Source organism: Intestinimonas timonensis (assembly GCF_900626145.1).
Classification (GTDB): Bacteria; Bacillota; Clostridia; order Oscillospirales; family Oscillospiraceae; genus Intestinimonas; species Intestinimonas aquisgranensis.
This window is the reverse complement of the sequence record NZ_LR130817.1, coordinates 1,837,519-1,851,551: the sequence shown is the minus strand read 5'-3', so window position 1 is coordinate 1,851,551 and position 14,033 is coordinate 1,837,519. Positions and strand designations below refer to the sequence as shown.

General features: G+C 62.4%; 14 protein-coding genes. 12 read left to right on the top strand and 2 right to left on the bottom strand.

What is annotated here, in order from left to right; translation table 11 throughout:
• Positions 1-16: 16 nt before the first annotated feature.
• On the bottom strand, positions 17-844 hold the full coding sequence (locus E0E29_RS15960) for a helix-turn-helix domain-containing protein (RefSeq protein WP_165449936.1): 828 nt from the start codon (positions 842-844) through the stop codon (positions 17-19).
• Positions 845-1,216: 372 nt separating this feature from the next.
• Here E0E29_RS15960 and E0E29_RS15955 point away from each other — a divergent pair, with 372 nt between their 5' ends.
• The 9 genes from E0E29_RS15955 to trmFO all read left to right on the top strand — a co-directional run bounded on the left by E0E29_RS15955 (position 1,217) and on the right by trmFO (position 12,091).
• On the top strand, positions 1,217-1,438 hold the full coding sequence (locus E0E29_RS15955) for a DUF6514 family protein (protein WP_130850646.1): 222 nt from the start codon (positions 1,217-1,219) through the stop codon (positions 1,436-1,438).
• A gap of 96 nt (positions 1,439-1,534) precedes the next feature.
• Positions 1,535-3,373, top strand: coding sequence for a TIGR03960 family B12-binding radical SAM protein (locus E0E29_RS15950; RefSeq protein WP_130850645.1), 1,839 nt, complete (start codon positions 1,535-1,537; stop codon positions 3,371-3,373).
• Positions 3,366-4,034, top strand: coding sequence for a TIGR03936 family radical SAM-associated protein (locus E0E29_RS15945; RefSeq protein ID WP_130850644.1), 669 nt, complete (start codon positions 3,366-3,368; stop codon positions 4,032-4,034). Before E0E29_RS15950 ends, E0E29_RS15945 begins: the two co-directional genes overlap by 8 nt.
• A 153-nt stretch (positions 4,035-4,187) precedes the next feature.
• The gene (locus E0E29_RS15940; RefSeq protein ID WP_242622564.1) at positions 4,188-5,567 is read left to right on the top strand and encodes a TrkH family potassium uptake protein; all 1,380 of its coding nucleotides are present in this window, start codon (positions 4,188-4,190) and stop codon (positions 5,565-5,567) included.
• Positions 5,568-5,604: 37 nt separating this feature from the next.
• Positions 5,605-6,261: a potassium channel family protein gene (locus E0E29_RS15935; RefSeq protein ID WP_130850642.1), complete on the top strand. Its 657-nt coding sequence runs from the start codon at positions 5,605-5,607 to the stop codon at positions 6,259-6,261.
• 32 nt (positions 6,262-6,293) lie between these two features.
• Positions 6,294-7,055 (top strand): TrmH family RNA methyltransferase, encoded by a 762-nt coding sequence (locus tag E0E29_RS15930; protein WP_130850641.1) that lies wholly within the window; start codon positions 6,294-6,296, stop codon positions 7,053-7,055.
• A gap of 33 nt (positions 7,056-7,088) precedes the next feature.
• Positions 7,089-8,324 (top strand): DNA-processing protein DprA, encoded by a 1,236-nt coding sequence (dprA, locus tag E0E29_RS15925; RefSeq protein WP_130850640.1) that lies wholly within the window; start codon positions 7,089-7,091, stop codon positions 8,322-8,324.
• A gap of 57 nt (positions 8,325-8,381) precedes the next feature.
• On the top strand, positions 8,382-10,763 hold the full coding sequence (gene topA / locus E0E29_RS15920) for a type I DNA topoisomerase (protein ID WP_130850639.1): 2,382 nt from the start codon (positions 8,382-8,384) through the stop codon (positions 10,761-10,763).
• Positions 10,764-10,795: 32 nt separating this feature from the next.
• A complete protein-coding gene (trmFO, locus tag E0E29_RS15915) occupies positions 10,796-12,091 on the top strand; it encodes a methylenetetrahydrofolate--tRNA-(uracil(54)-C(5))-methyltransferase (FADH(2)-oxidizing) TrmFO (protein ID WP_130850638.1) in 1,296 nt (431 codons plus the stop codon).
• Positions 12,092-12,097: 6 nt separating this feature from the next.
• Here trmFO and E0E29_RS15910 read toward each other — a convergent pair whose 3' ends face one another.
• Entirely contained in the window at positions 12,098-12,343 is a 246-nt protein-coding gene (locus tag E0E29_RS15910; RefSeq protein WP_130850637.1) for a DUF6809 family protein, read from the bottom strand.
• 79 nt (positions 12,344-12,422) lie between these two features.
• Between E0E29_RS15910 and E0E29_RS15905 the strand changes: the two genes are divergently transcribed.
• The 3 genes from E0E29_RS15905 (at position 12,423) to plsX (ending at position 14,015) form a co-directional block, all read left to right on the top strand.
• Complete coding sequence (locus E0E29_RS15905; RefSeq protein WP_130850636.1) at positions 12,423-12,656, top strand: helix-turn-helix domain-containing protein; 234 nt, start codon at positions 12,423-12,425, stop codon at positions 12,654-12,656.
• 70 nt (positions 12,657-12,726) lie between these two features.
• A complete protein-coding gene (locus tag E0E29_RS15900; protein WP_130850635.1) occupies positions 12,727-12,969 on the top strand; it encodes a helix-turn-helix domain-containing protein in 243 nt (80 codons plus the stop codon).
• On the top strand, positions 12,966-14,015 hold the full coding sequence (plsX, locus tag E0E29_RS15895) for a phosphate acyltransferase PlsX (RefSeq protein WP_130850634.1): 1,050 nt from the start codon (positions 12,966-12,968) through the stop codon (positions 14,013-14,015). Before E0E29_RS15900 ends, plsX begins: the two co-directional genes overlap by 4 nt.
• Positions 14,016-14,033: the final 18 nt, after the last annotated feature.

Sequence of the window (14,033 nt, the reverse complement as noted above, 5' to 3'; positions counted from 1 at the left end):
GTTCGAGAGCAGTATATCACAGTTTGAGCCGTTGTGGGTACAGAAAATCCGCCCCGCCGGGGGAGGGGGTGCCGCCTTTGGGGAGACGGGTGTAGTCCCGGACGGCACCCAGAATGGCGCCCATGCAGGAGAGCTCGTCTTCCGGCCGGACAATGACATCTTTATAGGAGATGTTGATGGCCACCAGTTTGGTGCGGCCGGGGGAGCGGGAGAGCTTGCGGGGGAAAAGCTCCCGGTTGAGGAGGAAAAGGCCCAGCTGGTTGGCGGCCACCGCGCCCCGCTTTACGGCCAGCATGGTGCCTGGGGTGTATACCGGCGCCATGGAGCCGTCGGTGAGGAGGACAGCGAAGTCGGCGGCCTCAGTGACGGAGTCAGCAGGCACGTCCAGCACACCGAACTCGAAGCTGTCCATAAGAGCGCCCCGCTGACCCTGGGCGACGGGCTGGAGATAGAGAAGGAGGCGCCGGCGCCCGGTGGGCAGGGGGAGGGGAGACAGTGCCAGGAGCATTTCCAACAGGGCATCCACCATCTGACGGCCCTGAACGGTGAGCACGCCGTAATCCCGGACCAGCTCCCACTCCTGCTGTGAGAGGTAGTGCAGTCCGTCTCCCTCGCACTGGGCACTGAGGAAGAGTTCGTCCGGGATGCCGTCATCCAGCAGATAGCCCATGGAGATGTCCAGCGCCCGGCACAGACGCTCCAGAGACTGAGGCGCGGGATGGGCAGTCTGGCCGGAGAGGATCTTGTTGACTGTGCTCAGAGGCACGCCGGAGCGGCTGGCGAGGGCCGCGCTGGTCAGACCACTGCGGCGTTTGGCCAATGCCAGCTTGTTGGTCATGGACATCATTGGAGACCTCCCTTCAAAATTCGACAATAGTTATCCAAATTTGGAAAACTTTCATGTTCCAAATGGTGAGTTCGGCGCCGTACTATTGACAAAAAAGGGGAAATACACCATATTGTTAGGGACAACAGGGCGGGCACAAGATATGTGTATCCGGCCCGGGGGTCAAGGGGCGATCGCGTGAGCTGTGGCTCGTCCGGTCTTCTCTTTATTATATCATAAGAGGCCTGCTGCGTGGTAGGTCGGAGAGGAGACACGGGTCCGGCACCCTTCATTGAGAGAGGGAGGGGTGTGGGCCCAGACGGCGACGTGAGGTGCCGGACCGCCCGGAACGTGTGAGGAAATTGAGTGAGGAAGAGGAGAGGAAACAGCATGGAAGAGATCCGGCCGTGTTTTGAGGTCTGCACGGAGGAGGGAGAGATACCCGTCTGGTTTGGAGTGCTCTGCTGTGACGGCCAGCGGGCACCGCGGCTGTCCAGCGACTACGCAGAGGTGGAGCGCCTGGTGCGCGCACTCAATCGGAACCGGCTTTCCCCGGTGCACTTCAGGGACATCATCGAAGATTTTTGCCATTCCTGGGGAGAAAACCAATAAATCCGCGAAATTGTACTTGCCATTCCTACGCGCAGCGGTTAAAATAATACCTTGCCATATGTATGATGAGTAAGCGCGCGCGAGCGGAGGTTAGGAATGGACCGGACGATGGAAACGATCCTCTCCAGGGTGCAGAAGCCTGCCCGGTATACCGGTGGAGAGTACAACGCAGTGGTGAAGGACCCCAAGCAGGTAGATACGCGGATCGCCATGTGCTTTCCCGATACCTATGAGATCGGCATGTCCAATTTGGGGGTGCGGATCCTCTACGGGCTGATGAATGAGCTGCCCGGGGTGTGGTGCGAGCGGGTGTTCGCCCCCTGGGGAGACATGGAGGAGGAGATGCGCCGGGAAGGCCTTCCCCTCTATGGTCTGGAGAGCGGAGATCCCATCTCTGATTTCGACATCATCGGTTTCTCCCTGGGTTATGAGATGGCCTACTCCAACGTGCTCAACATGCTGGATCTGGCCGGGCTGCCCCTGCGCTCCGCCGACCGGGACGAGGACGCCCCCCTGATCATCGCCGGCGGCACCTGTGCCTACGACCCGGAGCCTCTGGCGCCCTTCGTGGACATCTTCTCCCTGGGCGAGGGCGAGGATGTGACCGTGGAGCTCATCCGGCTCTATCAGCGCGCCCGCCGGGAGGGGTGGTCCCGTCAGGATCTGCTGGTGGCTGCGGCCAAGGTGCCGGGGCTTTATGTGCCCTCCCTCTATACCGTCACCTACCACGAGGATGGCACCGTGGCGTCTGTCACCCCGCAGGAGGGCGCGCCCGAGCTGGTGACCAAGCGGATCGTACAGGATCTGGACAAGTCCTACTTCCCGGTAAAGACCATTGTGCCCTCCACTGAGATCGTCCATGACCGGGTCATGCTGGAGGTCTTCCGGGGCTGCATCCGGGGCTGCCGCTTCTGCCAGGCGGGCTACGCCTACCGGCCCGTCCGCACCCGCAGCCCCAAGCTCCTGGTGGAGCAGGGCATCGCCGCCTGCAAGGATTCCGGCTATCAGGAGATGACCCTCTCCAGCCTGTCCACCAGTGATTACCGTCCCCTGGAGGGGCTGTGCGACGGTCTGCTGGAGTGGTGTGAGCCCAACAAGGTGTCGCTGTCCCTCCCGTCCCTGCGGGCGGACAACTTCTCCATGGGCCTTATGCAGCGGCTCCAGCACGTCCGTAAGAGCGGCCTTACCTTTGCTCCTGAGGCGGGTACCCAGCGCCTCCGGGACGCCATCAACAAGAACGTCACCGAGGAAGACCTGATGAACTCCTGCCGCACCGCCTTTATGGGCGGGTGGAACACGGTGAAGCTCTACTTCATGCTGGGCCTGCCCACTGAGACCGATGAGGATGTGCTGGGCATTGCCGATCTGGCCAAGAAGGTGCTCCAGCTCTGGCGGGAGACCGCCCCCGACAAGCGCCGGGGCTGCCGGATCACCGTGTCCACGGCCTGCTTTGTGCCCAAGCCCCATACCGCCTTCCAGTGGGAGCCCCAGGTCACCCGGGAAGAGTATCTCCGCCGGGTGAAGCTGCTGCGGGACAATATGCGGGAAAAGTCCATCGTCTACCACTGGCACGATCCGGATACCTCTTATCTGGAGGCCGTCTTCGCCCGTGGAGACCGCCGGCTGGCCGACGCCATCGAGCTGGCCTGGCGAGAGGGCGCCAAGTTCGACTCCTGGAGCGAATATTTTGACCTGGACCGCTGGCTGCGGGCCTTTGAGGCCTGTGGTCTGGACCCGGCCTTCTACGCCAACCGGACCCGGAGCCGGGAGGAGGTCCTGCCCTGGTGCCGGATCTCCACCGGCGTGACCACCGACTTCCTGTGGCGGGAGCGGGAGCGGGCCTATGAGGCGGTCATCACCCCCGACTGCCGGAAGCAGTGTACCGGCTGCGGGGCCAACCATCTGCTGGAGAAGGGGAGGGTGTGCGATGAGTGACCAGCGCATCCAGTTCATCAAAACGGGCCGGGCCCGGTATATCTCCCACCTGGATCTGATGCGGACCTTCCAGCGGGCCTTTCTGCGCTCCGGGCTCCATGTGAAGCACACGGAGGGCTTTAATCCCCATGCCTATGTGTCCATTGCCCTGCCCCTGTCGGTGGGCTTTTCCAGCCAGTGTGAGATCCTGGAGTTCGGCCTGCCTGAGGGGATGGATTTAAGTGAGGTGCCCCGGCGCCTTACCCAGGCCCTGCCTGAGGGAGTTACCGTCACCCGCTGCTACGAGGGCGGGCGCCCCGTCCGGGAGCTGTGCTGGGTGAACTATATCATCACCCTGGAGTATGACGCCGGCGCCCCGGTGGGCGCTGAGAATGCCATCCGGGCTCTGCTGAGCCGGGAGAGCCTGGTGGTAACCAAGAAGTCCAAGAAGGCCAAGAGCGGCCAGGTCCAGGTGGACCTCATCCCCCTCATCCACAAGGTGGATTATGAGGGGCGCCGGGACGCCATCGTCCTGGATGTGGTCCTCCGCGCCCAGAATCCCGGCCTCAATCCGACTCTGCTGGTGGAGACCATCCAGAACCAGTGCCCTGAGGCTGCGCCCGACTATGTGAGCTACCACCGCAAGCAGGTCCTGGACAAGGATTTTCATCCATTTCTGTGAGCATGTGCCCGTCCCGGGAAATGGTCCCGGGGCGGGCCTTTGTCTGTTTGTGCGGGCTCGAAAAAACCGTTGACTTGTGCGGAACGACAGCGTATGCTATACTTGCTTTCGCTTCACCCGAAGGTGCGGAGCGAGAAGGAGGGTCATATCTTGGTGTTTTATCCCCTGCAGGCGCTGCTCAGACGGCTGCGGAGTATGCGTAACCTCAATCCCGCCCGGATCGTGGTGGTCTCCTTTGGGATCATCATCCTCACCGGGACCCTATTGCTCATGCTGCCCTGGGCCAGCCGAGACGGACAGTCTACCGATCTCATTACCTGTCTCTTTACCGCTACCTCGGCCTCCTGTGTTACCGGACTGATCCTGGTGGACACCTGGACACACTGGACGCTTTTCGGACAGGTCGTGATTCTGGCCATGATCCAACTGGGCGGACTGGGTTTCATGACGGTCATTACCACGGTATCCTTTGCGCTCCGGCGGCGGATCGGCCTCTCAGAACGGCTTATCATGGTCTCCACCCTGAACCTCAACGACATGGACGGCGTGGTCCGCATGGTGCGTCACACTCTGATGGGGACCCTAGTCATTGAGGGGACGGGCGCTGTGATCCTGACCCTGTGCTTCCTGCCGGAGTTCGGCCTGGCGGGCGGACTGTGGCGGGGTATCTTCCACGCTGTTTCGGCCTTCTGCAACGCCGGCTTCGACCTGCTGGGCAGCAAGGGTGAGTTCACCAGCCTCATCACCTATAATGGAAATCCGGTGATTCTCCTTACTATATTGTGTCTCATCGTCATTGGCGGCCTGGGCTTTTTCGTCTGGGAGGATCTGATCCGGAACTGGCGGACGCCCCGGCGGCTCTCCCTGTACAGCAAGCTGGTCATCCTGATGACGGGAGCGCTCATCCTGGGTGGGGCGGTGTTCTTCCTGGGCGTGGAGTGGGATAACCCCAATACCCTGGGGGGGATGTCCTGGTGGAAGAAGATCCTCAACTCGTTCTTCCAGTCGGTGACTCTCCGCACCGCAGGATTTGACTCCATTGGTCAGGGAGGGCTGCGGGACAGCTCTCTTGCCATGTCCTGCATCCTGATGCTCATCGGCGGCTCCAGCGGCTCCACCGCCGGCGGCCTGAAGACGAGCACGGTGGGTATTTTGCTGCTCACCATGCGGGCCGGACTGGCCGGTCGGGAAGAGGTCACCATCCGCAGGCGGACCATCTCCCAGCGCCGGGTTATGACTGCCCTCACATTGACGCTGATTGTGGTGGTCCTCTTCCTTGGTATCGCCATGACCATCTCTTTGACTGACGACGTGCACTTCCTCTCGGCGGCCTTCGAGGCGGCCTCTGCTCTGGCTACGGTGGGTGTAACTGTAGGCATCACCCCCACATTGACGCCCTTCAGTCATATCATACTCATCATTGCCATGTTCCTGGGCCGGGTGGGCATCATGTCCTTCTCGGTGGCCTTCCTGGCCAGAGGCAGGAACGCGGCCAAGATCCGCTATCCCATGGTGGACATCATGATCGGGTGAGTCCAGGACCGCCCAAACGAAAAAGGAGCTGTAAATCGTGAGGACATATGTAGTGATCGGGCTGGGCCGTTTCGGCACCGCCGTGGCCACCGAGCTGTGCCGCCTGGGCCATGAGGTGCTGGCCATCGACGACTCGGAGGACCGTGTCCAGAGCATCTCCAGCCAGGTGACCCACGCTGTGGCCGGCGACGCCCGGGACCCCGGTGTGCTCCGGGCTCTGGGTGTACGCAACTATAACTGTGCCATCGTGGCGGTGGCCGATGACGTGGGCAACAGCGCGCTTATCACCATGAATCTGAAAGAGATCGGTGTCCGGCAGGTCATTGCCAAAGCCCAGAGCCATGTTCACCAGAAGGTGCTCCAAAAGATCGGCGCCGACCGGGTGGTCTTCCCCGAGCATGAGACGGGAGTCAAGCTGGCTCAGAATCTGTCCAGCTCCAACATTCTCAACTTCATCGAACTCTCCGATGACTTCGGCATCGTGGAGCTGGCCGCCCCCAAGCCCTGGGTGGGGAAATCTCTGCGCACCCTGGATGTGCGTGCCAAGTATCGGGTCAACATCATCGCCATCCGCCGCGGCGGCGATGAGCACGACTTGGAGGTGGCGCCCGGCGCCGACTATGTCCTCGCTGCCGGGGACGTGGTGGTCACGCTGGGCCGGAACGAGTATATCGACCGGCTCCACGATCTGTGATACCATAATATTAAGGTAGGGGGGAAGGTCCCGTGGAACAGATCACCAGCCGCTCCAACCCGCTGGTGGGGCAGATCCGAAAATTGAATAGCGCACGGTCCGCCCGCCGGGACCAGGAACTCTTCGTCTGTGACGGACCCAAGCTGCTGGAGGAGGCCCTCAGGGCCGGGGCGGTGCTCGCCACTGTGGTCCATGACGGCAGCCGCCCCTGTTCGGTGCCCAACGGCGTCCGGGAGGTCCAGGTGCCCGCCGACCTCTTGAAGAGCCTCTCCACCACCGAGACGCCCCAGGGGGTCCTCTTCCTCTGCCGGCAGCCCGACCTCGTCTTGCCGGAGACTTTGCCCGGTACCCGTTTCCTGGTGCTGGACGGGGTCCAGGACCCGGGGAACGTGGGCACCATCTGGCGCACCGCGGATGCCTTCGGCGCCGACGGTCTCATTCTGCTGCCCGGCTGCGCCGATCCTTTCTCTCCAAAGACCGTCCGGGCCACCATGGGAGCATGCTTCCGGCTGCCGGTGTGGGAGACAAGCCTGGAGGGACTAACCCACGCTTTGGAGAAGGCGAGCCTGCCCTTGTATGCCACCGCCCTGCGGGAGGACACCGACGACGTGCGCCGGGCCGACCTGAGCCGTTGCGCCGTGGTCATCGGCAGCGAGGGCAGGGGAGTTTCCCAGGCCGTTCTGGACGCCTGCGCCGGTACCCTGAAGATCCCCATGCGTCAGCGGTGTGAATCCCTCAACGCGGCGGTGGCAGCCTCAGTGGTGCTGTGGGAGATGGCACGGCCCCTGCTGTGAGCGGAAAGGGTAACGGGTGAAAGGAGGTCCGCGATGGCGACGCTGAAATATTGGCTTTGGCTCTCCACCAGAAAGGGCCTGCGCCCGGAGCAGATCGGGAAGCTGCTGGAGCACTTCGGCGCTCCGGAGCGGGCCTACTACGCCGACCCGGAGGAGTACGACCTGGTGGAGGGCCTGACACCCGCCGCCCGGACCGATCTGCTGGATAAATCTCTGGAGCGGACCGACGCCATTTTGGGAGAATGTGACCGCCTGGGTGTGCGCATCCTGACTCTAGGGGACGCCGATTACCCCGACCGCCTCAAAAACATTTACGACCCGCCCGCCGTCCTTTATGTGAAAGGGCGGCTTCCCGCCTTTGATGAGGAGATCGCCGTGGCGGTGGTAGGCAGCCGGAAGCCCTCGGCCTACGGCCGGTGGATGGCGGGCAAGCTGGGCCTGGAGCTGGCCGAGCACGGCGCTCTGGTGGTCTCCGGCATCGCCCAGGGCCTGGACACGGAAGCCCTGAAGGGCGCCCTCCGTGGCGGCGGCGCCGTGGTGTCGGTGCTGGGCTGCGGGGTGGATGTGTGCTACCCCAGGGAAAACCGCTGGCTTTACGCCGATGTGGCTGCCTCCGGTGCCCTCATCAGCGAGTATCCGCCGGGGACCGAGCCGGAGGGCTGGCATTTTCCCATCCGCAACCGGATCATCAGCGGTCTGAGCCTTGGAGTGGTGGCGGTGGAGTGCGGCCTCAAGAGCGGTACCATGTCCACCGTAAAGCAGGCCCTGGACCAGGACCGGGATGTGTTCGCCGTGCCCGGCTGTGTGGGGGCGCTGCTCAGTGAGGGCCCGAACCGCCTCATCCAGCAGGGGGCCAAACTGGTCACCGGCGGTCTGGACATCGTCCGGGAGTACGCAGGGCTCTACCCGGGACGGGTCCGTTTCCCCGACTCGGCATGGGCCATGGAGGAGGCGCCAAAGGCGCCGGAAGGGTACTCTGACACCGCTGAATCACCCTCCCGGGAGGAGGAGCTGCGGGAAAAAGTCATTGACAAAGGACCGCAGCAGGCATATATTGACAGGAGCGGCCTGACCGATGACCAGATTGATCTGATCCTGGCTCTGGAGGATGGAAAGCGCACCGCGGAGGAGCTGGTGGATCTGACCCAGATCCCGGCCCGACGCATCCTTTCCGCCCTGACCATGCTCCAGATCCAGGGCCATGTGGTGGAGCACCCGGGCAGGCGTTTTGAGTCCACCGTCCGACTGCGGACGGGTGAAGAAGCGTGAGGCGCGGCTGGGAGGCCGCGCTCTTTCAAAGGATAGAAACTCCATTGGAGGTATAATGTGGCAAAAACGAATTTAGTGATCGTAGAGTCCCCGGCCAAAGCCAAGACCATCGGAAAGTACCTGGGTCCCGGCTATGAGGTCAAAGCGTCCATGGGCCACGTCCGGGATCTGCCCAAGAGCAAGCTGGGCGTGGACGTGGAGCACGGCTTTGAGCCGGACTACCAGCCCATCAAGGGTAAGGAGGAGGTCATCTCCGACCTCAAGAAGGCGGCCAAGGGCAGCGAGAAAGTGTTCCTGGCCACCGACCCCGACCGCGAGGGGGAGGCCATCTCCTGGCACCTGAAGGAGCTTTTGAACATCCCCGACGACAAGACCTACCGCGTGACCTTCAACGAGATCACCAAGAAGGTGGTCAATGAGTCCATCGCCGCCCCCCGGGCCATCGACCAGGATCTGGTGGACGCCCAGCAGGCCCGGCGCATCCTGGACCGTATTGTGGGCTATGAGCTCTCTCCGCTGCTGTGGAAGAAGATCCGCCGGGGTCTGTCTGCCGGCCGTGTCCAGTCGGTTGCCACCCGCCTGGTGTGCGAGCGGGAGGAGGAGATCCGTGCCTTCCAGCCCCAGGAGTACTGGTCCCTGGACGTGGACCTCTCCCGCATCGCCCCCAACATGGGCGCCTTCACCGCCGCCTTCTACGGTCGGGAGAAGAAGCAGGAGCTCCACAGCGAGGACGAGGTCCAGGCCGTGGTGGACGCCGTAAAGGCATCTCCCTTCACGGTTACCGGCATGAAGCGGCAGGACAAGACCCGCTCCCCGGCGCCCCCCTTCATCACCTCCACCCTCCAGCAGGAGGCCAGCCGGAAGCTGAACATGACCCCCCGCCGGACCATGGCGGTGGCCCAGCAGCTCTATGAGGGCGTGGACATCCAGGGCGAGGGTACCGTGGGTCTCATCACCTATATGCGTACCGACTCCCTGCGCCTCTCCGAGGAGGCTCTGGCGGCGGCCAAGGATATGATCGTCAGCCGCTACGGCAAGGAGTATTATCCCGAAAAGACCCGGCACTTCAAGGCCAAGTCCAATGCCCAGGACGCCCACGAGGCCATCCGGCCCTCCGACGTACGCCTCACTCCGGAGGACATCAAAAAGGACCTGACCAGTGAGCAGTACCGGCTCTACAAGCTGATCTGGAGCCGCTTTTTGGCCTGCCAGATGGCCAACGCCGTCTATGACAGCGTTTCCATTGAGGTGGGGTCGGCAGGCTACCGGTTCCGGGCCAACCACTCCTCCCTGAAGTTCTCCGGCTTTACCGCCGTCTACGTGGAGGGGAAGGACGAGGAGGACGAGGTGAAGCAGTCTCCCCTGCCCGACCTGAAGGAGGGGGAGGGCCTGAAGCTCACCGGCACCAAGCCGGAGCAGCACTTTACCCAGCCCCCCAGCCGGTACACTGAGGCCACCCTCATCAAGGCCCTGGAGGAGAAGGGCATCGGCCGTCCCTCCACCTACGCCCCCACCATCTCCACCATTCTGGACCGGGAGTACGTGGTGAAAGAGGGCAAGTACCTGCGGACCACCCCTCTGGGTGAGGTGGTCACGGGTCTTATGAAGGACAAGTTCCCAGACATCGTGGACACCACCTTCACCGCCAAGATGGAAGAGCGGCTGGACCAGGTGGAGGAGGGGAAGGAGAACTGGAAGAACCTCCTCGGCAGCTTCTACGGTGACTTCGAGCAGGAGCTCCACCAGGCGGAGCAGGACCTGGACGGGGAGCGCATCAAGATCCCCGACGAGGTCAGCGACGAGATCTGCCCGGTATGCGGCCGGCAGCTGGTGGTGAAGTCGGGCCGGTTCGGACGGTTCCTGGCCTGCCCCGGCTACCCGGAGTGCACCTTCACCCAGCCCATCGTGGTGGAGATGCCGGGCAAGTGCCCCAAGTGCGGCGGACGTATCCTGAAAAAGACCTCCAGGCGGGGTTACACCTATTACGGCTGCGAGTTCAATGTGGTCAAGGAGGGCAGCAAGGCCAAGCAGTGCGACTTCATGACCTGGGACGTGCCGGTGAAGGACAACTGCCCCGAGTGCGGCTGGACCATGTTCAAGAAGTCTGGCCGAGGCTTCAAAAAGCCCTTCTGCATCAACCCCGACTGCGGCAACTTCACCCCAGAGGACAAGCGGGGCGGCTACAAGAAAAAGCCCGCCGCCGAGACCAAGGAGGGCGGGGAGGCCGCCGAGACCGCTGAGAAGGCGGAGAAAAAGACGGTGAAAAAGGCGGCGGCCAAGAAGACCACCGCCAAAAAGACCGCCGCGGAAAAGACGCCCGCCGAGAAGAAAACGACGAAAAAGCCTGCCGCCAAGAAGACAGCGGCCGCCAAGACCACGGCCAAGAAGCCCACCACCAAAAAGGCCGCGGCGAAAAAGACCGCCGGAGAAGAGGCGTGAGCCTTTTTGACCGGACGCGGAAAGGTTGAATTATGGAACCAGTAAAGATCATCGGCGCCGGGCTGGCGGGAAGCGAGGCCGCCTGGCAGCTGGCCCAACGGGGCATCCCCGTGGAGCTCCACGAGATGAAGCCCCAGAAAATGCCCCCTGCCCACCACAGCCCGGAGTTCGGGGAGCTGGTGTGCTCCAACTCCCTGCGCTCCGACCAGCTGGAGAACGCCGTGGGGCTGCTGAAGGAGGAGCTGCGCCGGTGCGGCTCTCTCATCCTCGCCTGTGCCGACGAGCACCGGGTGGAGGCGGGCGGCGCCCTGGCGGTGGACCGCCACGGCTTCAGCCGGGCCATCACCGAGCGGGTGAAGGGTCACCCCCTCATCACCGTGGTAGAGGGGGAGGTCACGGCCATCCCTGAGGGGAATGTGATCCTGGCCTCCGGCCCCCTCACCTCGGACGCTCTGGCGGCGGCCATCCAGGAAAAGGTCCACGCCGACTATCTGAGCTTTTATGACGCCGCCGCGCCGCTGGTGACCTTTGAGAGCCTGGATATGGACCACGCCTGGTTCGCCTCCCGATACGACAAGGGCACAGCGGACTATGTGAACTGCGCCCTCAGTGAGGAGGAGTACGCCGCCTTCTGGCAGGCCCTCACCACGGCCCAGGCGGCGGAGGTCCACGGCTTTGAGGACCAGAACGTCTTTGAGGGCTGCATGCCGGTGGAGGTCATGGCCCGGCGGGGTGTGGACACCCTGCGGTACGGGCCGTTGAAGCCCAAGGGCCTGAAGGACCCCAAAACGGAGAAGGAGCCCTATGCCGTGGTGCAGCTCCGGAAGGACAACGCCCAGGGCTCCATCTACAATCTGGTGGGTTTCCAGACCCACCTGAAGTGGCCGGAGCAGAAGCGGGTCTTTTCCATGATCCCGGCCCTGCGGGAGGCGGAGTTCGTCCGCTACGGGGTCATGCACCGGAATACCTATCTCAACTCGCCCAAGCTGCTGGACCGGTACTACCGGCTGAAGGCGGACCCCCGCATCTGCTTTGCCGGACAGATCACCGGGGTGGAGGGCTATGTGGAGTCCACCGCCTCCGGCTTCGTGGCGGCGGTGGAGCTGGCCAACCGGCTCCAGGGCAAGCCCCCGGTGGATTTCCCCCAGGAGACGGCCCTGGGTGCCCTGGCCCTCTATGTCTCCAATGAGACAGTGGAGCAGTTCCAGCCCATGAATGTGAATTTCGGCATCATCCCGCCCCTGGGCTACAAGGTCAAGGGCAAGCGAAACAAAAACGCCGAACTCTCCCGCCGGGCGCTGGAGATTTTAGCGGGGCTGGAGGTCTGAGCGGAGTCAGCCGGTCAGCAGATGCACTGCGAGATGAAAGCCGTGGCGGAAGCAGGTCAGCCACTCCAGGTCCCGCTGATGGGCCAGCAGGTCGTAATAGCGCTCAAAAAAGTCTTTGCCCATGGCCTTTTGAATTTGGGTGTGGCAGCTGTCCAGCTCCAGCGAGGCGGCACGGTAATCCGCCTCCTCCTGGAAAGGCAGGCGGTTGGTCTCGCTCTCCAATAGATAGAGTTCTTTTATGTAATCGAGCATGAAGGACACCTCACAAATATGAGATTTAATCTGAATCTAGGATATCAGATTAAATCTGAAAATACAAGGGGGGAGTGCCGTGTTTGATAAAAAAATATTTGGCGCCCGGCTTCACGCTCTGCGGGAGCAAAAAGGTATGACGGCCTCCCAGCTTGGCAAAGTTATGGGCATTACCAGTACGCAGGTGGGCGACATGGAAAAGGGAAACTCGGCCACCTCCATGGCCCGGCTGTATGACCTCTGCGTGTTTTTTGAGGTGTCTGCCGACTACCTCCTTGGACTTACGGAGGAAACAATTGGAACAGGTGAATAACCTTCTATGTGAATCATCTTTTAGATGAATCCGTGATATCATCTAAAAGATGAATTGTCAAGGAGATCGTATGTTTGATCGGGATGTGTTTCGTGCTCGGCTCCGTGAGCTGAGGAAAAAAAGCGGCGAGTCGCAGGCTCAGCTGGCCAAAGCCATCGGAGTTTCCACCAATCAGGTGAGCGAGATGGAGAAGGGGACAAAAACCACCACTTTGGAGCGATTCTGCGCCATTTGTGAGCATTATAACGTCTCCGCCGATTATCTCCTTGGACGCAAGGAGGAAGAAAACGATACGAAAAGAGGGATCTCATGAAGATCATCGTAGACGCCATGGGCGGCGACAACGCCCCTCAGAGCAACGTCCGGGGCGCCGTGGCGGCCATCAAGGAGTACGGGGTAGAGGTCATTCTGGTGGGCCGTGGAGAGGAGATCCTCCGCTGCCTGAAGGATGACGGCATGGACAACCTGCCCGCCGGGCTGGAGATCGCCCACGCCGATCAGGTGGTGGAGATGTGCGACAACCCCGCCACCGCCTTCAAGGAGAAGAAGGACTCCTCCCTCACCGTGGGCCTCAATATGCTCAAGGAGGGGAAGGGGGACGCCTTTGTGTCCGCCGGCAGCACCGGTGCCCTGCTCTCCGCTGCCACCCTGATGGTCAAGCGCATCAAGGGCATCCGCCGGGCGGCCCTGGCCCCCGTGGTGCCCACCGGGAAGGGCGGCGCCATCCTCATCGATGCCGGCGCCACCGCCGAATGTACCCCGGAGTACCTGCTCCAGTTCGCCTTCATGGGCTCCTACTACGCCGAGCGGATTTTGGGCCGTCCCGAGCCCAAGGTGGGCCTCCTCAACATCGGTGTGGAGCCCTCCAAGGGCACCGACCTCCAGCGGGAGGCCCACGCCCTCCTCACCAAGGCCGGGCAGGAGGGCCGCATCAACTTCGTGGGTAACATCGAGGCCCGGGAGGCCGTCTACGGTGAGGTGGACGTCATCGTGGCCGACGGCTATTCGGGCAACATCTTCCTAAAGACCATGGAGGGCACCGGCGGCTTTATGGCCAAGGAGCTCAAGGCCATGTTCAAGAAGAGCCTCATCACCAAACTGGGCGCACTGTGCGTCAAAAGCGGCCTCATGAACTTCAAAAAGCTCATGGACGCCGGCGAGGTGGGCGGCACCGCCCTGGTGGGGATCTCCAAGCCCGTTATCAAGGCCCACGGCTCCTCCAACGACTACGCCATCAAGAACGCCATCCGGCAGGCAGCCACCTTCGCCGGCTCCGGCATCATTGAGGATGTGGTGGAGAACATCGACCATATGCGCCTGGAGAAGACTCCTGACGGCGGAACCAAAGAGGAAATTTAAAATAAGCTATTGACAGTG

Bases quoted from the DNA above. Each gene is read 5' to 3' on its own strand.
- trmFO (WP_130850638.1), top strand. From the start codon at position 10,796: ATGGAACCAGTAAAGATCATCGGCGCCGGGCTGGCGGGAAGCGAGGCC.
- plsX (WP_130850634.1), top strand. From the start codon at position 12,966: ATGAAGATCATCGTAGACGCCATGGGCGGCGACAACGCCCCTCAGAGC.
- E0E29_RS15955 (WP_130850646.1), top strand. From the start codon at position 1,217: ATGGAAGAGATCCGGCCGTGTTTTGAGGTCTGCACGGAGGAGGGAGAG.
- E0E29_RS15945 (WP_130850644.1), top strand. From the start codon at position 3,366: ATGAGTGACCAGCGCATCCAGTTCATCAAAACGGGCCGGGCCCGGTAT.
- E0E29_RS15910 (WP_130850637.1), bottom strand. From the start codon at position 12,343: ATGCTCGATTACATAAAAGAACTCTATCTATTGGAGAGCGAGACCAAC.
- dprA (WP_130850640.1), top strand. From the start codon at position 7,089: ATGGCGACGCTGAAATATTGGCTTTGGCTCTCCACCAGAAAGGGCCTG.
- E0E29_RS15950 (WP_130850645.1), top strand. From the start codon at position 1,535: ATGGACCGGACGATGGAAACGATCCTCTCCAGGGTGCAGAAGCCTGCC.
- E0E29_RS15900 (WP_130850635.1), top strand. From the start codon at position 12,727: ATGTTTGATCGGGATGTGTTTCGTGCTCGGCTCCGTGAGCTGAGGAAA.
- E0E29_RS15960 (WP_165449936.1), bottom strand. From the start codon at position 844: ATGTCCATGACCAACAAGCTGGCATTGGCCAAACGCCGCAGTGGTCTG.